Annotated in this window: 15 protein-coding genes; 6 read left to right on the top strand and 9 right to left on the bottom strand. The window is 43.6% G+C overall.

Features of this window, described 5'->3' with window-relative positions:
• Nucleotides 1–24: 24 nt before the first annotated feature.
• The 9 genes from H9626_RS05730 to efp all read right to left on the bottom strand — a co-directional run bounded on the left by H9626_RS05730 (nt 25) and on the right by efp (nt 13,004).
• Nucleotides 25–3,042 (bottom strand): SusC/RagA family TonB-linked outer membrane protein, encoded by a 3,018-nt coding sequence (locus tag H9626_RS05730; protein WP_191709883.1) that lies wholly within the window; start codon nt 3,040–3,042, stop codon nt 25–27.
• A 162-nt stretch (nt 3,043–3,204) separates the two neighbouring features.
• Nucleotides 3,205–5,097, bottom strand: a complete 1,893-nt coding sequence (locus tag H9626_RS05725) for a RagB/SusD family nutrient uptake outer membrane protein (protein WP_191709882.1) — start codon at nt 5,095–5,097, stop codon at nt 3,205–3,207.
• A 22-nt stretch (nt 5,098–5,119) separates the two neighbouring features.
• Nucleotides 5,120–8,158, bottom strand: a complete 3,039-nt coding sequence (locus H9626_RS05720; protein WP_225230904.1) for a SusC/RagA family TonB-linked outer membrane protein — start codon at nt 8,156–8,158, stop codon at nt 5,120–5,122.
• A 613-nt stretch (nt 8,159–8,771) separates the two neighbouring features.
• Nucleotides 8,772–9,161 carry a hypothetical protein gene (locus tag H9626_RS05715; RefSeq protein ID WP_178257315.1) on the bottom strand — a complete coding sequence of 130 codons (390 nt, stop codon included), beginning with the start codon at nt 9,159–9,161 and terminating at the stop codon, nt 8,772–8,774.
• A gap of 134 nt (nt 9,162–9,295) precedes the next feature.
• Nucleotides 9,296–10,060, bottom strand: coding sequence for a UDP-2,3-diacylglucosamine diphosphatase (locus H9626_RS05710; protein ID WP_178257316.1), 765 nt, complete (start codon nt 10,058–10,060; stop codon nt 9,296–9,298).
• Between the two features lie 23 nt (nt 10,061–10,083).
• Nucleotides 10,084–10,404, bottom strand: a complete 321-nt coding sequence (locus H9626_RS05705; RefSeq protein ID WP_178257317.1) for a metal-sulfur cluster assembly factor — start codon at nt 10,402–10,404, stop codon at nt 10,084–10,086.
• A 48-nt stretch (nt 10,405–10,452) separates the two neighbouring features.
• Nucleotides 10,453–11,142 (bottom strand): RadC family protein, encoded by a 690-nt coding sequence (radC, locus tag H9626_RS05700; protein WP_178257318.1) that lies wholly within the window; start codon nt 11,140–11,142, stop codon nt 10,453–10,455.
• Nucleotides 11,139–12,128: a glycosyltransferase family 2 protein gene (locus tag H9626_RS05695; RefSeq protein WP_191709880.1), complete on the bottom strand. Its 990-nt coding sequence runs from the start codon at nt 12,126–12,128 to the stop codon at nt 11,139–11,141. The genes radC and H9626_RS05695 overlap by 4 nt, the downstream gene beginning before the upstream one ends.
• Before the next feature lie 309 nt (nt 12,129–12,437).
• Nucleotides 12,438–13,004: an elongation factor P gene (efp, locus tag H9626_RS05690; protein ID WP_178257320.1), complete on the bottom strand. Its 567-nt coding sequence runs from the start codon at nt 13,002–13,004 to the stop codon at nt 12,438–12,440.
• Nucleotides 13,005–13,195: 191 nt separating this feature from the next.
• Here efp and rpmH point away from each other — a divergent pair, with 191 nt between their 5' ends.
• The 6 genes from rpmH (at nt 13,196) to H9626_RS05660 (ending at nt 19,427) form a co-directional block, all read left to right on the top strand.
• Nucleotides 13,196–13,357: a 50S ribosomal protein L34 gene (gene rpmH / locus H9626_RS05685; RefSeq protein ID WP_007571228.1), complete on the top strand. Its 162-nt coding sequence runs from the start codon at nt 13,196–13,198 to the stop codon at nt 13,355–13,357.
• A gap of 253 nt (nt 13,358–13,610) precedes the next feature.
• Nucleotides 13,611–14,153: a GNAT family N-acetyltransferase gene (locus H9626_RS05680; RefSeq protein ID WP_191709879.1), complete on the top strand. Its 543-nt coding sequence runs from the start codon at nt 13,611–13,613 to the stop codon at nt 14,151–14,153.
• 355 nt (nt 14,154–14,508) lie between these two features.
• Entirely contained in the window at nt 14,509–14,922 is a 414-nt protein-coding gene (locus H9626_RS05675; RefSeq protein ID WP_191709878.1) for a PqqD family protein, read from the top strand.
• On the top strand, nt 14,919–15,359 hold the full coding sequence (locus tag H9626_RS05670) for a hypothetical protein (protein WP_191709877.1): 441 nt from the start codon (nt 14,919–14,921) through the stop codon (nt 15,357–15,359). The genes H9626_RS05675 and H9626_RS05670 overlap by 4 nt, the downstream gene beginning before the upstream one ends.
• Before the next feature lie 216 nt (nt 15,360–15,575).
• Nucleotides 15,576–17,540 (top strand): DNA topoisomerase (ATP-hydrolyzing) subunit B, encoded by a 1,965-nt coding sequence (gene gyrB, locus H9626_RS05665; protein ID WP_178257324.1) that lies wholly within the window; start codon nt 15,576–15,578, stop codon nt 17,538–17,540.
• A gap of 222 nt (nt 17,541–17,762) precedes the next feature.
• Nucleotides 17,763–19,427, top strand: a complete 1,665-nt coding sequence (locus tag H9626_RS05660; protein ID WP_225230897.1) for a nucleoside kinase — start codon at nt 17,763–17,765, stop codon at nt 19,425–19,427.
• Nucleotides 19,428–19,583 lie beyond the last annotated feature (156 nt).

The following is a 19,583-nucleotide window of genomic DNA, read 5'->3' as shown; positions in this document are numbered from 1 at the left end:
GTTTTTTCTTTAATTAGGTTAATATTAGAATCCGATAGATAGACCTACGTTAATAGAGCGCGTGGTAGGTATACCGTTGCTAAGTGATTCCGGGTCTATTTCGTTGATATGATCCCAACAGAATAAGTCAACTCCTCTTACGTATACTTTTGCCGTATTCAAATGCCATTTACTAATAAGCGAATGAGGCAATTTGTAATATACCTCACAGTTACGCAACTTTAAGAATGCACCGTTTTCAAGCCATACGGAACTGTTTTGGTTATTATTCTGAACCGTTTCAGTAGACAAACGAGGATAACGTGCATTCGGGGTTTCAGGTGTCCAACGGTTGGCATAATAGTAATTGGAAATTGTATTGCCATTAGTCAGCGGACGGTAAAGTCCACTCAGCGTTGTCCAAGACGTATAATTTCCCAATCCTTGAAAATCAACATTGAAACCTATTCCTTTCCATTCTGCACCGATGCTGAAACCATAATAAATTTCGGGTACACTGGAATTATATCCCAAAGCAACTTGGTCAAACTCATTAATCACACCGTCACCATTTTGGTCTTTATACTTAACATCGCCCGGACTTACCGCACCAAATTGCTGTTCGGGACTGTTATCAATATCTGCTTGATCTATAAAGTAACCAACGGCTTGATATCCGAATATTTGTCCGACAGGTTTTCCCGTACTATACAAATAGTCGTAAGCTTTCGGCTCTTCCAATTGTTCTTTGATAATGTTTTTAGTAAAACTGAAGTTACCTCCCAAATTCAAGCGGAAATCTCCGAATCGCTTCGTATAATCAACACCAACTTCAACACCTTTGCTGTCAACTATACCTGCATTCGCATAAGAAGACGTTGCTCCCAGTATTGATGAAACATTACCGCCAGTATATACCCATATATCTTGGCGTCTTTCGTAGAATCCGTCAACCATCAAAGTAAGTCCATTAAACAAAGTAGCATCAATTCCGACATTATACTTATATCCTTTTTCTGTAGTTCCGCCCAATGAAGGAAGCTGACCTTCTTGCCAAGCTCCTCCGTTTCCGAAATCATCCTGAATAGGATATCCTCCTCCACTTCCGTTCATAGTAGTGTTCCAATAACCGTTATAAGGAATATTGTCAGTGTTAATGATTCCGAACGAACCACGCAGTTTCAAGAAATTCAACCATGAAACATCTTTCATAAAATCTTCGTTTGTCAGATTCCATGCTAAACCAACAGTAGGTGAAACATGCCATTGATTACCTGTTTCCAACAAATTAGAAGCCGAAGCGACCAAAGCAAAATCCAAGAAATAACGGTTATTAAAGCCATAGTGAGTATACCATGACCAGTTACAATGGTATAAAGTAGAGTTTATATTAACGTTATTATCGTATTTATAAGTATACATCAACGTGGTATAGATTTTATGGTCTCCAAACTGGCGAGTCCAATCTACATTTGCCATGAAATTAAACGAACGATACTGCCAGTCTAATTTACTGCCACCTGCCATTTCTGTATCCTTTCCAGCTTCATAGTCAGCAAACGAAGAAGGTTCTCCGTTTTCCCATCCGGTAACCGACGTACTTCCGTATCGATACTCCATCGTATGATCTTCCCAATAAGATGCCACATTATCATATCCCATACGGAAAGATGCACCCAAACCTTCAGTAATGGAAGACAAATCCTGCCTTAAAGTCATATCTGCCCATAGGCCAAGCGTATGCCCTTTTGAGTAGCCTCTGCCTTGTGTCAAAGCTACAGGGTTTGCCCATCCTGTCCATGTGGTGTTACCTCCCCACAAACCGCTTTCCGTACGAATGGGAAATGCCGCAGCAGGAGTGGTATAAAGTTTTCCTATCAAATCATCTGAACCAAGACCGGGACGGCTGAACTCATTCAACGTACCCATTATGTTAACTTGAAGTTTGGTCTTCGGAGTCAAATCAATGTCCAAATTGCTGCGAAGATTAGCCTTTGAGTATTTTTCTTGTGTTGAAAAGCCTTCATTCGAATTAGCATTGTTTATAAATCCCCGTCCATTCTGCAAATTCAACATCGTAAAATAACGTATCTTTGAAGCTCCTCCACGGAAAGTAAGCGTAGCAATATCGGATTTTCCACGATCTCTGTATACCTCATCCCACCAGTTTACGTTAGGGTAATAATACGGGTATTTACCGCTTTTAAAAGCATTCAGTTCGTCCCGTGTATAACGTGGCGACCTGCCGTCGTTCGCCAACGCCTCGTTCATGGCACGTGCATAAGTATAGGCATCCGCCATTTCGGGCAAACGGTTCTGGTAAGTAAAACCGTGATCATACGAGAAACTGATTTCCCTCGATTTGTATTTTCCCCGCTTCGTAACGATATTCAATACTCCGTTTACACCTTTATAGCCATACAGCGCAATGGCAGCAGCATCGCGCAAAACACTTACTGACTCTACTTCTTCAGGATTCAGGTAACGTAACACATTATATGCATTGTCTCGTTCCAATCCATCGACCACAATCAAGATGCCATTATTCCCATTTAGCGTTTTCTGTCCGCGAATAAACATCGAAGGTATCTGTTCCCACATTACCCCAGTCTTCTGAAGGGTTGTTAATCCTGCTACGTTTCCGTACATCGAATTTCCCAACGTATACGAAGAACGGTTATCTATTTTATTACTGTAAACAGTTGAAACAGCTCCCGTTGATTCGGCGAAAGTCTGATTCAACCCGAACCCATAGTTCACCTTCTCTGATGACAAATCCATAACAATTATCATGGTTTTTCCGGGCTCTACATCTACTGTTTTCGTAGCATCATAAGGCGTCAGAATTTGAAGTTTATCATCCTTTGCCGCTGAAATTTCAAATTTACCCGTAGCGTCTGTTGACACCAAACTACCGGGTTGTCCGACGATACTGACAGCCGCTCCCGAAACAGGATTTCCGGCTCTGTCAAGTATCATGCCGGTAATATTATTCTCTTCTTGAGCCATAACTTGCACACCCATGTATGCCAGCATAGTCAAAGCCAATATCTTTTTCTTCATTGTTTTCTGTTTTTTAGTAACTTAGACAATTCTTAAATCATAAAAATCGGTCTCAAAAATCTTACCCATAGAAATAGATTACGCTACCGCATAGATGCTTGAACACTACCCATAGAAACGGGTAACGCTACCGCATGTATTTTTAATGGGCAAGCCGTTATATTACCAACCGGGATTTTGAACTAATCCATATCCTTTATTTACTTCTTTTACCGGGAATGCAGCCAAGTACCATTTCGGATTAAATCCATTCCACCATGAACGTCCGGCATTGGATATTTGGAAAGGAGTATATTTGAACTGAGTCGGAAATTCCCCTCTCTCCGAATCCGGTTTATCAAACCATGAACCACTGCCTCCATCGGCACGTTCTATCAGCAATCCATGCAACGGACGTTCGAACAAATCAGCACGCTTGTTGCGAATCATATCAAAGAAACGTACATCTTCCAGTCCTAATTCGCAAGCCCGTTCGTTCAGTATGGCTTCCATCAGGTTATCGGTATTTCTCATGTCTTTTCCGGGATTCGATGCTACCAGCCCTTTCAACCCTACACGAGCGCGAACGATGTCGACTTGCTTGATTGCATCGTCTATCCGGTTGTTTTTCATCAAAGCCTCAGCATAGATTAAGTACATTTCCGCCAAGCGCAGGTAAGGCCATTCCAAGAAATTCCCAGCCAAACTACCTTTTCCTTCTTTATAAAATTTATAAAGCCCGAATCCTGTAGCGTATTGTCCGGTTTCGGTAGAAGTACTGTTCGCATTATCGCCTCCACCTGCCCATAATTCAATACTACGCCCGTTACTCCATTTAGCACCGTTTACCAAGATGGTTTCATAAAGACGCGGGTCGCGGGTAGGTTTGTTATAATCATTATCTTCAAAGAACATGTTGTTTTCGGCTACCGCCTTGTCAAAGTCGAACGGTGTACCATCGCTCATCGGGAACATTTCCATGTACTCCAACGTAGGTGTGTATCCTCCATTGGGAACCCAGTCGCCCCAGTAATACCACCAGTCCCAATTATATTTACCGATGATACGGGTAGAGATCAGCAACTCAGTGTTATTTCGTGTGAAATAAGCCGTATTGAAAGCCGCACGATAATCGTCACACGTAGTTCCCGTAGGTTGAAACAATTCGTAATGCCCTTTTTGCGCAAGCATATCGAAAAAGTCCTCGCAAGCCTTTAAACACTGTTGCCACAATTCAGGCTTATAGCCACCATACCACACCATGTGTCCGGTAACCGCCTCCTGAGGAGGCTCTGTACAATAAGGTTCGTCATCGTTAAATAAGGGACTTGCCGCAAAAAGAAGAATCTTACATTTCAAACCCATAGCCGACGCCTGAGTCATTCTTCCTTGCCAGTTAGACTCGCCATCGTCTGTCAAATCCCACGGAAGAACGGATGCAGCCTCATCAAGTAACTTGACCATAAAGTTGACCGTTTCTTCTACCGTACCGCGAGGAACCTGATAATCGTTTTCTGCCGCAAAAGCCTGTTCAACGATAGGCAATCCGCCAAAATGACGGAACATATCAAAATAACGAGAAGCTATGATAACTTTAGCTTCAGCTTTTAAACGTTCTTTCTCCATTTCATCCATATCGGGTACGCGGTCAACATTTTCAATAAAGATCCACGCCGCACGAATACACTCCCATGTTTCTTCTTTCGTAAAGCTAAACCGAGTTTCCGAAGTATTATCTTCAGTTACAGCCGTATAGGTACCGGGATAATAATGTCTATTCAATCCATCCCACGAATTATGGCTATGAAAGCAGTCGGACAAACACTCGAACATACCGGTATTCATCTTTCCATCCACATCATTCCAGTTTGTAGCTAACCCGTAATATAATTTGCTATAAGTTGTCCACAAGAAGCGACGGGCGTATTCCGCCTTCCCGAAAATAGAATCTTGAGTAACGGCAACACTCGGAGCTTTCTCCAAGAAACTGTCGCCGAACTTTATTTCATCGACACATGACGTAGCTGTTACAGCCCCTACAAATGCCGTTATAAACCACTTTGTTAAATGTTTCATAGTTATATGTAAATTTAAGTATTTAGAATCCTAATTTCAGACCAACATTGATAACACGGGTAAGCGGATAATTCGGACGGTCACTCTGGCGTGATTCCGGATCACCCCACATAAAATCGGTTATCGTAAACAGATTGTAAGCGCTTACATACAAACGACATTGGTCCATTTTCAGTTTTTTCATAAATGGCAGACTGAAATTATAACCAACTTCCAAACTCTTCAGGCGCAAATAACTGGCATTACACAAATACAGATCGGAACCACGATAGTTATTTGCCTGTGCCGCTTTTGATATGCGCGGGAATTTTGCTGTATAAGTATCGGCAGATGAACGCCATGTGTTCTCATACTGATAGAGTAACAATCCCTTATTTTGGGTATCACCCAACGGTTGGCGGAACTCAGATAACAGACGGTCAACGTTCCATGCTCCGGTAAATTGTGCAGAGAAATCCCATCCTTTCCAACTAAACCCAAGATTTAATCCGGCTGTATATTCCGGTGTATCGGTAAAACTCAAATCACGTGTAGAATCGTCACCGTCAATAACACCATCTTTATTTAAATCAACGAATACGGCATCACCCGGTTTCAGAGACAAACCGTGATCGGCAATAGGAATACCGAATTCTTTTTGGTATCGAGCATCTGCTGTTTCATCGTAGAATCCCCAGAATTTGTAAATAGAACGAGAACCGATAGTACGTCCGGTTTCGTACATCCACGGTTCGTTTTGGTCGACTTCATTTTTATAAACAATCTTATTACGCGCAAATGAAAGGTTAAAGTTTGCCCAATAACGGAAGTCGTTACCTATTTTGTCATTCCATTTCAACTGCACTTCATAACCCTTATTTTCAGTTTTACCAATATTCATGATAGGAAGCGTCATACCCAAAATACCCGGCATGTAATCGGGTTGCGTAAGAATATCGCGGCGTTTTTCAATAAAATAATCAACCGAAACTCCTAATTTTTCATGAAACATAGAAAAATCAATACCGTAATTCTGTTTAACAGCTTTTTCCCAAGTTACATCCATATTCGATTTGGTTGCCTCGTAAGCTCCGGGCTGCGCGCTTGTAGCATTCGAACCGAAATAATAGCCGTCGCCTCCTAATACATAGGCATCGGGCAAGTAAAGGAAACGGTTGTTTCCGTTATTATCATTACCTACCATACCCACGGAAGCTCGTAATTTTAAATAATTAATGACTTTCTTTATCGGTTTAAAGAAAGATTCTTCACTGACAATCCAGCCGATAGAACCTGCCGGAAAGAAACCATATCGCTTACCCGGTGCAAAATTTTCAGAACCGTTATAACCAGCGTTAAACTCAGCCATGTAACGTGTTTTCCAATCATACGTTACACGTCCTACAAAGCCTACGTATGCCGAAGGGATATCATCGTAAGTTCCACCGGGATAATAACGTTTTGATTGGTTATATAATAAAAGTCCGGTCACATTATGATCGCCGAATTTTCGGTTATAGTTCAACGCAACTTCCATATACCAGTCACGTGACTTTCCTTCCCCGTTGGTATTTCTGCTATACGATAACTGAGAGTCTGAACCATTCTTACGATACGCTATCGAGCCATCATCTTGAATAACGGGTGTATAAGTCGCAATAGAAGAACTTGCCACTTTCTGCGTCCAATAACTTGTATTATATGAACCTTTGATTTTAAATGAAAGTCCTTTCGTTATAAAATCCAACTTTTGGTCTAACATCAAGTCAATATTCAACACATTGGTAGTAGTAGTACGGAAACCTTTTCCGTAATAGGAATCCAATCCATCTACCCCCGTAAACGGCAAATAATCGCTGTTAGATACGATACGTTTTCCATCAACTATTCCGGCTCCCGCAAACGGAACAGCCCAATACAGTTTTCTAAATAACTGGTTCTGATCTTCTCCCGATTCTGGAGTACGTTTAGTCTCAATACGCCCACCGATATTTACTGAAATCAACGTGGTTTTCGTTGCATCAAAGTCTAAATTGGCACGATAATTATATCGTTTGTAATTGAAGTTAAAATCATCAGAAGCTGCAAGCTGCTTAAACATACCATCTTGAGTAAACATACCTGCCGAAACGAAATAACGCATACGGTCTGTTCCACCAGTAATATTTATATTGTGTTGTGATTGAAATGAAGCATCATTCATACAATAATCCAACCAATTTATATCCGGATAAAGAATAGGATCAGTATGGTCACGGAATTTTATAAGTTGTTCTTCAGAGAACGTCGGCACACCTCCATCGTTCACCATCATATCATTATAATAGGAAGCATACTGATATGAATTGGCAAACTTCAACTGTTTAGTCATCAGATTAACACCTGCCGAAGTAGAAAACGAAATCTTGGCTTTACCCTCTGAACCGCGTTTGGTAGTAATAAGGATAACACCATTCGCACCACGCACACCAAATACAGCCGTAGCCGAAGCATCTTTCAATACAGTAATACTTTCTACCTCGTTCGGATCGATTTGTGAAAAATCACGTTCTACTCCATCTACCTGAATCAACGGAGCAGCATTGTTCCACGTAGCGATACCGCGCACATACAAATCAGCAGCATCGGCTCCCGGCTCGCCTGAGTATTGTACAGAAGAAATACCGGTAACCTGTCCCGATAAAATGTTGGAAAGAGAAGCAGCAGGTGTTTTCAACAAATCTTCTCCTTTCATAGATGAAATGGCTCCTGTAACCGACACTTTCTTTTGCGAACCGTATGCCACCACTTCTACCTCGCTCAATAACTGCGAATCATCTTCCATTACAATTCTCAGTTCTTTACCTGCGCTAAAACGACTGACAATTTGGTCTTTATACCCAATGAAAGAAACTTTGATCTTACTTCCTTTTGGAATAGATAAAGAAAAGCGACCGTCGAAGTCGGTAATTGTACCCATTTTTGTACCTTCAACCATCACGTTTGCACCGATTATACCTTCTCCTGCCTCATCAACAACAATTCCTTTAATTACCTGTTGCTGCTGACTAACTTGAATTTCCGAAACGGAATTCGTTGCCATCGAATGAATTGGAGAGAGTACCATGAAACCTGTGCATACCATCCAGTTAATCCATTTCGGATTTTTTCGTAGTGAATCTGATTTCATTGTTTTTCTCAGTTTTAAAATTAAGGATAATAGTTCTCAAGAAGTTAACTTCCTCTTCTTTCAACTTTATTAATCTATGAATTGAGAAATTAACTTACGGGCACAAATATAGTAAAATACAATACATATACTTTAACAAAAAATAAGCAAGAAACATATAAAAATCGTTCAAATGGCTCTATAAGCATATAGAACGAGGTTTTAGAGAAGTTTTACTGAGAATAAGAATTGATGCTTTGCCGATTTTTCCTAAGAGAAGCAGCAAAAAACATTAACTGAATTTACAATAAAATTCAAGGTAAAACAAAGTCTGCGGACAGTTTGCTGATTTTTTGCAACTGTCCGCAGACTTTACGTATTAAATTAAACGGCAATATAAGATATTTATATTGATAAATCTCTATTTTAATTCTTACCGGACCTCATTTCAGAACTTGAAAAGATACTATCTGATGCATGGAGCGGTTGTCCGAATAAAATAGAAGAACTTATCCGCATGATTTGAACAAGACTTACCGCAGTATTTTTACTCTTTTTCCATTTCGATATTATAGATCACAGGGTCGTATTTGTTAATCTTTCCCGTACCCAAATCGATGAGGAAGCCCGGCCAGAACAAGATATTCCACAGGGCTTTCGGGTTGAATTGGGATTCGATGATAAACGGAGTGTTTTTATAACCTTCTTTCTTGGCTATCATTATTTTGTCTGACAGTTTCTTTTTCAGTTTCACGGTCGTTACGCCTCCGTCTTTTATTTCCGACAGCTTTACATTATTCGTTCCGTCGTAGATTCTGGTTCCATCTTCGCCCATAAAAGTGACTGTTTGACGGGAGTTTGAAAAGATGGTCATACACGAAGATAAGGCTGCTGATGACAGGATGACTGCCAACATCAATAAAATTTTAGTCTTCATAAATAAACATTTCCGGTTAAAACATTTGCAATTACAACATCATATTTTTTGTAAAACAACATTGTTTCTCTTTATGTTCATACACACCAACTGTTTTTCAGAAATGGTTAAAACGCCTGTCTCTGTCGGGAAATCTACAATATCGTTTCTCCTTCGATATACTGTTCGAGGAACATGTTTTCGCCATCGAATACGGCGTAAGAAAATTCATGAATCCAGTCGCCGAGAATCATCATGCGGGTGGTACGGTTCAGCATCAGGTCGAGCATGATGTGGCGATGACCGTAAATGAAATAATTAATGGTGGGATGGTTTTTCAGGTAATCTTTTGTGAACAAGACCAAAGGCTCGCGGTCTTCTCCCATATAGGGGGGCTCTTTCCCGTTCTCACGTTTCAGACGACTGTGCTTAGCCCACTCCAGACCAAATTCGATGCTCCAGCGCGGATGAAGGGTAGAGAACAGGCGCTGTAAAGTATGGCTGTGGAATATCGTACGCAGGAAGCGGAACTTGCGGTCGTCATCGCCCAGTCCGTCGCCGTGGGCAAGGAAAAACTCTTTGCCGTAAATCTCACAAGTCAGCGGCTCACGGTGGATTATCATCCCGCACTCTTTTTCCAAGTAATCGCCGCACCAGATGTCATGATTGCCGATAAAGAAATGTACCTCTACGCCCATGTCCGTCAGTTCAGACACTTTGCCGAGGAAGCGCGTATATCCTTTCGGTACTACCAGTTTAAATTCGTACCAGAAGTCGAACATATCACCCAACAGATAGACGGCTGCCGCCTTATGCTTGATGCTGTCTAAAAAATTCACCAGCCTGCGTTCTTGCGTACGGCTGTGCGGAATGGCCCGCGAACCCAAATGGGCGTCCGAAAGAAAATATACGTTTTTCATAAATACCTTCCTGCTTTTAGTCGTTATAAGAAACCTAACTCCAGCTTTGCTTCTTCGGTCATCATGTCTTTGTCCCATTCGGGCTCAAATACCAGATTGACTTGTGCCGACTTTACTCCATCTACTGATTCTACCCGTTGGCGGATGTCTTCCATGATGAAATCTGCCGCCGGACAGTTGGGAGCGGTCAGCGTCATGTCGATAACCAGTTCACCGTCGTCTTGCAAGTCTATTTTGTAGATAAGACCTAAATCGTATACGTTGACAGGGATTTCCGGGTCGTATACCGTCTTCAGCATCTCGATTATCTTTTCCTCTATTTTTAATTTCTGTTCGTTATCCATATTCATTATATTATTCTGTATTGCAAATGTAATAAAAAAGATTGAATATCAAAGCCTGCCTTCATCGGCATAGCTATAATACCCGCCGTCTGTCACAATCAGATGGTCGAGCAGGCGGATGTTCATGGTTTTGCTTGCCACAGCTACCGACTGGGTAAGGCGGTCGTCGTCTGTGCTGGGAGTTCTGTTGCCCGACGGGTGGTTGTGGCAGAGCACAAACGCCGTGGCGCGTTTCAGCAGGGCTTCGCGCAGGATGCAGCGCACGTCTACCTGCGTCGATGCCAGTCCGCCCCGGCTGATTCGGACCGTATCAATCACTTTCGAGGCTTGATTGAGCAGCATTATCCAACATTCTTCCACCGGAAGGTCGCACATCAGCGGATGAAACCAGTCGTAAATATCCGTGGAACAGCGGATTTGTTTCCTCCGGGCGGGTTCTTCTTCTTTGCGGCGCTTTCCAAGTTCGGAAGCAGCCAGAATGGTGACGGCTTTTGCCGGCCCGATGCCTTTGTAGCGGCAGAGGTCGTCGACCGTACATTTACCCAATTCGCTCAAACTGTTCCGGCAACCGTCTAATACCTTTCTCATGAGTTCCACTGCCGTATCCTCGGTATTTCCTGAGCCTATCAAGATGGCAAGCAGTTCGGCGTTGGTCAGCGCAGCTGCACCGTGAAGCATCATTTTTTCGCGCGGGCGGTCTTCTTCCGCCCATTGGTTGATATTCAGTTTATCCGTCATTTATAGAAATTCTTTTCAAAAGCGGAAAAGGCGTCTTTCCCTAACACACAGCGTTTCCACCATGCACGAAGAAAGCCCGTCCCGTAGCCCGTTAACTGAATAAACGCGGCAAGTACGGAAAGTATACCTATTTTCATACTTTTATTTTGAAAAGAAGCATCCAAAAAGATGATCAATGCAAACAATGCCAACAGCGTCAGGCTCCATGCACAAACCAATGAGGCAAGCAAGATTAAAACCACGCCCACGGTGAACACTGCCGGAAGCAGGTGGACGAGTTTCAACGATTCGGGGTATTTTTTATACAGGTTGATTCGGGCTATACCGGAGTTATGCACTTGTTTGAAAAACTTGCGGAAGTCGGTGCGGCGCTTGTGCCACACCCATGCTTCGGGGAACAAGCGGCAACGGTATCCGCCTTTGAAAATACGGATGCTGAAGTCGATGTCTTCGCCAAAACGCATGTCGGAAAATCCGTGTAACGCCCGGTATACCTCCGTACGCACGCCCATGTTAAAACTGCGGGGATAAAACTTGTCCATTTTTTTCTTGCCGCCCCGTATGCCTCCGGTGGTAAAGAAAGAGGTCATCGCGTAGTTGATGGCTTTCTGTACGGGGGTAAACGAATCGTGGGCGCGGTCGGGACCTCCGAAAGCATCGGCAGGCTCACGCTGCAACTCGGCTTCGACGGCAGCCAGATAGCCTTCGGGCAAAATGCAATCCGAATCTAAAATCAGCAAATATTCACCATTGCTCCGTTCCGCTCCGTAGTTTCGAGTTTGCCCGGGCCCGGAGTTCGGCTTCATATAATAATGTATATCCAGACTGTCCCGGTATTTCTCTGCCACATTCTTACAAGGCAGCGAAGACCCGTCTTCTATAATGATGACTTCAAAATCACGAAAGGTCTGTTTCGTCAGGCTGCATAACAGTTCGTCCACCTCATCGGGACGGTTATATACGGGAACAATAACGGAATATCGCATGGGGTATTTTTTCTTAAAACATTACCGGACAAAAATAGCGAAAAGCCGCGTAATAAACGAATCGGAAGGCGGAAAAATACAAGCCGTAGGACGATGGAACGCAAGCGGTAGTTTTCATCTGCGCTTGCGGTAGCGTAATGGAACGCAAGCGGTAGCGTTCAGGCGGGCTTGATAAGCACGGAAAGAATGCAAAAAGACGCGGATTAACGCCGGCTTCACAGACGGAAAAGTCTGTCGTTACCGCGCTAATCCGCGTCCTTGTTACGGCGGGGTGCGCACAAGTGGCGCACGATGCCGGTTAGTATTTCATCACGCCTTTACACGGCCTACGTATGAACCGTCGCGTGTGTCTACTTCGATGATTTCATCTTGGTTGATGAACAGCGGAACACGTACCGTTGCACCGGTTTCTACGGTTGCAGGTTTCGTGGCATTGGTAGCCGTATCGCCTTTCAGTCCCGGTTCGGTGTAAGTAACCTTCAGCTGAACCTTAACCGGCAGTTCGGCATACAGGATTGTTTCAGTAGAAGCGTCAGACACAACGTCTACCACCATTTCTTCTTTCAGGAAGTCAACGCCTTCGATTTGGTCATGAGCGATGGGCACTTGTTCGAACGTTTCTTGGTTCATGAAGATATAATCATCACCTTCTTTATACAGATATTGGTACGGACGGCGTTCTACGCGCACGTCTTCCAGTTTTTCACCGATGTTGAAACGGCGTTCCAACACGTATCCGTCAACTACGTCTTTCAGCTTCGTACGCATGAACGTGTTACCCTTTCCCGGTTTTACATGCAAGAAATCGATACAAAAGTATAATTTGCCATCCATGCGGATAGCGGTTCCGATTTTAATGTCTTGAGCATTAATCATAATGTTGTATTCTTTATTATTATGTGTAATTATAGATTCGTCGACAACAATTCGGATGCAAAATTAATTGAAATCACGAAAAAACACAAAAAGATTTGTCTAAAAATGAATTAGCTATTGGTTTATTTAAAAAAAGTCACTAATTTTGCAGCCCGAACGCTTAGAATAATAACATAAAACATATACGAACAATGAAAAGAACTTATCAACCTTCGAACAGAAAGAGAAGAAACAAACACGGTTTCCGTGAAAGAATGGCTACTGCAAACGGTCGCCGAGTATTGGCTGCACGCCGCGCAAAAGGTCGTAAGAAACTGACCGTATCTGACGAATACAACGGCGTTAAAGCGTAAGATTCTCTCAGGAAAGAAAATAAGACAAAAGCCGCAAAGATAAAAACAACGTCTTTGCGGCTTTTGTTTTTTACCGCCGCCACAGCCCCCCAAAACGCTACCGTTAGCGTTGGCTGTTCCTAACGGTAGAGTTACCCGGTTCTACCCATACGGTTGCCCCGTTCTATGGGTAGCGTTTTCAGGCTTCCCGCCAAGCCGGATCACGTTTAAACGACACCCTCCGGCAGTAAAAACAGATTAACTTAAAAAAACAATGAATGATTCTATCCTAATCAGGCAAGAAACGGAAAAAGATTTCGGACAAGTAGAAGAAGTGGTACGCCTTGCGTTCGGTAACATGCCAGAAAGCGACCACACGGAACACATCTTGGTGGAACGGCTTCGGCAATCGGACGCTTACATTCCGGAGCTGTCTTTAGTGGCCGAAACGGGTGACAAAAAAATCGTGGGACACGTTTTGCTGTCGAAAGTAACAATCGTATCCGCCAACGGCACGCATACAGTCTTGTCTGTCGCCCCTCTGTCTGTATTGCCTGAATTTCAAAGGCGGGGAATCGGCGGAATGCTTCTTCGTGAAGCCCACCAAAGAGCGGCGGCGTTAGGCTATGGCGGCGTACTGCTGCTTGGGCATGAAGATTATTATCCGAGGTTTGGCTATAAAAAGGCATCGGCATTCGGCATTAAGTTCCCATTCGATGCCCTCGACGCATGTTGCATGGCGATGGAACTGAAAGCAAACGGGCTGAACGGGATAAGCGGAATGGTGCATTACCCCGATGCGTTCGGTTTGAACTGATTCTATTTCTTTCTGGAATACATCCTATTTCCTGACACAGGCGGATAACTACTCCCGGCTATTTTCTTGTCTTTGAAACTGTTTTGAGTCTCTACAAAAAGTTTTTCTTGCTTGATGTACCCGTTTTCGTGTGTGCACGGGCAGTAAATTCAAAACAGCTTCTTATTTGTTATGTAAGCAAATTTACGTATGCTTTACATCTGTTAACACTTGTCGAATCTGTACAAATTTAAATTTGCAAAGATAAACAACTAATACTAAATAGGCAGCTTTTAAAAGTGCTATGGGCCAAAGGAATGAATGAAGAACAAAAGTAGGAAAAAGACACGAACAAAAACCTTTAAAAGTATGGCACATGAAACGAATTTACCGAAAACCTAAGTTGTACATTCTTCCCAACATGGGAAGTTTGTCGAACGCCCAACTCATTCCTCTCTCTGACAATGAGTTTGCTTTATACATGCAAAAAAGCAAAGAAATAGAGTATGCCAAAGTGTATAAAGCCAATCCGAATCTGATTATGCGCAAGGTGGGAGACGAATGCGTATTAGTTCCCACCAACTTCGAAATAGACATCAACGCACTGATAACGCTTAACCCCACGGCGGAGTTTCTGTGGAAACAGTTTGAAACGCCGTCTACCATCCCTCAGGTTCTTGCGAAAGCCCGCGCTGCACACGATGATGAGGACGGAAGCATGGAGAATGAAATCAGATGTTTCGTAAACGATTATGTTCAATATAACTTTATAACGGAGGAGAAATCATGAAAACAAAATGGATTACACCCAGAACGGAGATTGAAACATTTGTTCCCGATGAGTATATAGCAGTATGTTGGGGAGTTGCTTGCAGCGTAGATGCAGCAAATAGCTACGAAAAAAGTCATGGACCGTCTCGGTGGGAAACATGGTATGCTTTGGGCTGTACACATGATGGGGCTCACTGCGGAAACAGCAGCAATCAAGTTGTGCAAGACTCTAATAACGATGGGATTGCTGAAGGCATGACTGAAATAGGTACTGATGGTTTAGGTACTTTGGAATGTACCGTTTATACGGATGCCACTTATTCCACAATAAAAAGCATCAGTGAAGTAGGTGCAGGCAGTTACATCTATTGGACAACATCAGCTGCTGACGGGAGAGTTTGGCATCATCAGGGACGAGTTATAGGAACCGATGTCACTCGCCCGAACGCATCCTAAACAAACCTAACGAAAATCCCCCAAAGACACTTTCCAAGGAAGGTCTTTTCCATACGCAAAGGTCTGTCGGCAAAACGCTCTCGCCGACAGACCTTAATTTTTTATCCGCCGATACGATATTGAAATAAACTTATAGAAGTTGAATTTTTATCGAACCACTTCGGAAAACGAAGTATTTTTAGTAACTTTGAACGCTAAAAATAGAAGTTATAAAAAATGAGTGAAGAAGTAAATCAAAACAGCGGGAACAGCTATTCGGCAAGCAGCATTCAGGTACTGGAAGGACTGGAAGCCGTACGCAAACGTCCCGCCATGTATATCGGCGACATCAGTGAAAAAGGTCTGCACCACTTGGTATACGAAGTGGTGGACAACTCGATTGATGAAGCCCTCGCAGGCTATTGTACCCACATCGAAGTGACCATCAACGAAGACAACTCAATCACCGTACAAGACAACGGTCGCGGTATTCCGGTAGATTTCCACGAGAAAGAAAAGAAATCGGCGCTGGAAGTAGTTATGACCGTTCTTCACGCCGGAGGTAAATTCGACAAGGGTTCGTATAAAGTATCCGGAGGTTTGCACGGAGTGGGTGTATCGTGTGTTAATGCCCTTTCTACCCACATGACCACCAACGTATTCCGCAACGGAAAAATCTACCAGCAGGAATACTCATGCGGCAAACCGCTGTATCCGGTAAAAGAAGTGGGAACGACCGACATTACAGGTACGCGGCAAACATTCTGGCCCGATGCCAGCATCTTCACCGTAACCGAATATAAATACAGCATCCTGCAAGCACGTATGCGCGAACTGGCATATCTGAACAAGGGTATCACCATCACGCTGACCGACAAGCGCGAGAAGGAAGAAGACGGTTCGTTCAAGCAAGAGGTATTCCACTCGGAAGAGGGCGTAAAAGAGTTTGTACGCTTCTTGAACTCAAACAATACGCCGCTTATCGACGATGTTATCTATCTGAACACCGAAAAGCAGGGCATTCCCATCGAGTGCGCCATCATGTATAACACCGGATTCCGCGAAAACCTTCACTCGTATGTGAATAACATCAACACCATCGAAGGCGGTACGCACGAAGCCGGATTCCGCACGGCACTGACCCGTGTGCTGAAGAAATATGCCGAGGAAAGCAAGGCGCTGGAAAAGGCAAAAGTAGAAATCTCAGGCGAGGACTTCCGCGAGGGACTGATTGCCGTTATCTCGGTTAAAGTAAGCGAACCTCAGTTTGAGGGGCAGACCAAAACCAAGTTAGGTAACAACGAAGTGAGCGGAGCTGTAAACCAAGCCGTAGGCGAAGCATTGACTTACTACTTGGAAGAACATCCGAAGGAAGCTAAAATAATAGTAGACAAAGTGGTACTGGCTGCTACGGCACGTATCGCCGCACGCAAGGCACGCGAATCGGTACAGCGCAAGAGTCCGATGGGCGGCGGAGGACTGCCGGGCAAACTTGCAGACTGCTCCAGCCGCGTGGCAGAGGAGTGTGAATTGTTCCTCGTGGAGGGAGATTCGGCAGGCGGTTCGGCAAAACAGGGACGCAGCCGGCAGTTCCAAGCTATCCTCCCGCTCCGCGGTAAGATATTGAACGTGGAAAAAGCCATGTGGCACAAAGCGTTCGAAAGTGACGAGGTAAACAACATCATTCAGGCATTGGGCGTGCGCTTCGGCGTAGACGGCGACGACAACAGCAAGAAAGCCAACATCGACAAGCTGCGTTACCACAAGGTAATCATCATGACCGATGCCGACGTCGATGGTTCTCACATCGACACGCTTATCATGACGCTGTTCTACCGCTACATGCCCGAAATTATTCAGGGCGGACACCTGTATATCGCCAACCCGCCGCTGTATAAATGCACAAAAGGTAAAATCAGCGAATACTGTTACAAAGATGAAGACCGCGACGCCTTTATCCGTAAATATGGCGACGGAAGCGAGCAAGGCATCCATACCCAGCGTTACAAAGGTTTGGGTGAGATGAATCCGGAACAGCTTTGGGAAACGACCATGAACCCCGAAACCCGCATCCTGAAGCAGGTAAACATTGAAAACGCTGCCGAAGCCGATTACATCTTCTCCATGCTGATGGGAGATGATGTAGCTCCGCGCCGTGAGTTTATCGAAAAGAATGCCACTTATGCCAATATCGACGCATAATTTCTTCTTAACTTACAGATAAGTTCAGATTATTCATATAGACGGGGTGATTCCGATAACCGGAAATCACCCCGTCTTTCTTATCTCCTCTTTCCCTGCATCCCAAGATTAAAAAACCATAAAAACCACTCGCTTCTGTTATTTATTCCGTACGAATGAATCCCCCGATTGTTTTAATAAGTAAATTAAGCACTGATTAATCACCGGATAAACATATATATTATGGTACGGATATATTGCAAAAACACCAATTCCTTCAAAGATTTCCCCGAAGGAATATCATTATTAGAAATCTATAAAGGTTTCGACTTGCAGATGCCTTACGGCACGGTAAGTGCAAAAGTAAACAACAAAGTAGAAAGCCTTGACTTCAGAGTATATTATAATAAGGATGTAGAGTTTTTAGACATTACCAGCGCTTCGGGTATGCGTACGTATGTACGTTCGCTCTGCTTCATTTTGGTTAAGGCGGTAGAAGAGCTTTACCCCGAAGGAAGCATATCGTTAGAACATCCCGTATCGAAAGGATATTATTGCAACCTGCATCTTGACCGCAGCATCGGATTAGATGATGTGAAACGTATCAAACAAAAAATGCAGGAAATCATCGACGAGGATATTCCCTTTCAACGCACGGAGTCGCACACTGACGATATAGTCCGCCTGTTCCGGCAGCATGGCATGTTAGACAAAGCAAAACTGCTGGAAACTTCCGGTCAGCTTTATTCATATTACTACCGCTTAGGAGACACGGTAGACTATTATTACGGCAGTCTGGTTCCCAGCACAGGATATATTCAGCTGTTCGACATCGTAAAATACTACGACGGCTTATTGCTGCGCATCCCGAACCGGGAGAATCCCAACAAGCTGGAAGAAGTGGTAAAACAGGAAAAAATGCTGGAAGTCTTTCAAGAATACCAGCGCTGGAACCGGATATTGGGTATCAGTACCGTAGGAGATTTCAACATCGCTTGCAACAAAGGACTGGCTACCGACCTGATAAATGTATCGGAAGCGCTTCAGGAAAAGAAAATAGCCCAAATAGCCGATGAGATTACTTCGCGTAACCAAAACGGGGAGCGGGTTAAGTTAGTATTAATTTCAGGACCTTCTTCTTCCGGGAAAACGACTTTCAGTAAAAGACTTAGCATTCAGCTGATGACAAACGGAATAAGGCCTTATCCTATTTCACTGGATGATTATTTCGTCAACCGGGAGGAAACTCCGCTCGGAATAGATGGGAAACATGATTTTGAATCGTTTTATGCGCTGGATTTACCGTTCTTTGAAGAGCAGCTAAAAGAACTACTTGAAGGAAAAGAAGTGGAACTACCACGTTTTAACTTCGTAACCGGTAAAAGAGAATGGAGCGGAAAAAAACTTCGCATCGACGACCACATGGTTTTAATACTTGAAGGGATTCATGCCTTAAATCCTGCACTGACTCCCAATATTCCGGCTGAAAGCAAATATAAGATTTATGTATCTGCTCTTACTACAATCTTATTAGACAATCATAACTATATTCCAACAACTGACAACCGATTATTAAGGCGAATTATCCGCGATTATAAATACAGAAATTACTCGGCAGAGGAAACTATCGCACGCTGGCCAAGTGTCCGTGCAGGAGAAGATAAATGGATATTTCCTTACCAAGAATACGCAGATACGATGTTTAATTCGGCCTTATTGTTCGAACTTGCTGTCATGAAAGAATATGCGGAACCCATTTTGCGCAAAGTACCCAATAACTGTCCCGAATATTCAGAAGCCCACCGACTCCTGAAATTCTTATCTTACTTTACGTCGCTACAAGATAAGGAGCTTCCTCCAACTTCCCTTCTACGCGAATTTTTGGGCGGAAGCAGTTTCAGATATTAAACTTAATTACTACAAAAGCCATCTTGTTCACAGGATGGCTTTTTTCTTGTGCTCCCCTTATCATTGCCCGCGCGGGGGCATAAAAAAAGGCAGAGTTCGCATCGGGGTTTCTACACCCACCGGAACTCTGCCCTGTCAAAACGGCGGCGACCTACT

The organism is Phocaeicola faecium (assembly GCF_014837055.1).
Taxonomy (GTDB): Bacteria; Bacteroidota; Bacteroidia; order Bacteroidales; family Bacteroidaceae; genus Phocaeicola; species Phocaeicola gallinarum.
The sequence above is the reverse complement of the archived record's forward strand: the minus strand, read 5'-3'. Positions and strand labels throughout refer to the sequence as shown.

Coding starts and splice junctions, on each gene's coding strand:
- H9626_RS05730 (WP_191709883.1), bottom strand. CDS start 3,042: ATGAAGAAAAAGATATTGGCTTTGACTATGCTGGCATACATGGGTGTG.
- H9626_RS05725 (WP_191709882.1), bottom strand. CDS start 5,097: ATGAAACATTTAACAAAGTGGTTTATAACGGCATTTGTAGGGGCTGTA.
- H9626_RS05720 (WP_225230904.1), bottom strand. CDS start 8,158: ATGGCAACGAATTCCGTTTCGGAAATTCAAGTTAGTCAGCAGCAACAG.
- H9626_RS05715 (WP_178257315.1), bottom strand. CDS start 9,161: ATGAAGACTAAAATTTTATTGATGTTGGCAGTCATCCTGTCATCAGCA.
- H9626_RS05710 (WP_178257316.1), bottom strand. CDS start 10,060: ATGAAAAACGTATATTTTCTTTCGGACGCCCATTTGGGTTCGCGGGCC.
- H9626_RS05705 (WP_178257317.1), bottom strand. CDS start 10,404: ATGGATAACGAACAGAAATTAAAAATAGAGGAAAAGATAATCGAGATG.
- radC (WP_178257318.1), bottom strand. CDS start 11,142: ATGACGGATAAACTGAATATCAACCAATGGGCGGAAGAAGACCGCCCG.
- H9626_RS05695 (WP_191709880.1), bottom strand. CDS start 12,128: ATGCGATATTCCGTTATTGTTCCCGTATATAACCGTCCCGATGAGGTG.
- efp (WP_178257320.1), bottom strand. CDS start 13,004: ATGATTAATGCTCAAGACATTAAAATCGGAACCGCTATCCGCATGGAT.
- rpmH (WP_007571228.1), top strand. CDS start 13,196: ATGAAAAGAACTTATCAACCTTCGAACAGAAAGAGAAGAAACAAACAC.
- H9626_RS05680 (WP_191709879.1), top strand. CDS start 13,611: ATGAATGATTCTATCCTAATCAGGCAAGAAACGGAAAAAGATTTCGGA.
- H9626_RS05675 (WP_191709878.1), top strand. CDS start 14,509: ATGAAACGAATTTACCGAAAACCTAAGTTGTACATTCTTCCCAACATG.
- H9626_RS05670 (WP_191709877.1), top strand. CDS start 14,919: ATGAAAACAAAATGGATTACACCCAGAACGGAGATTGAAACATTTGTT.
- gyrB (WP_178257324.1), top strand. CDS start 15,576: ATGAGTGAAGAAGTAAATCAAAACAGCGGGAACAGCTATTCGGCAAGC.
- H9626_RS05660 (WP_225230897.1), top strand. CDS start 17,763: ATGGTACGGATATATTGCAAAAACACCAATTCCTTCAAAGATTTCCCC.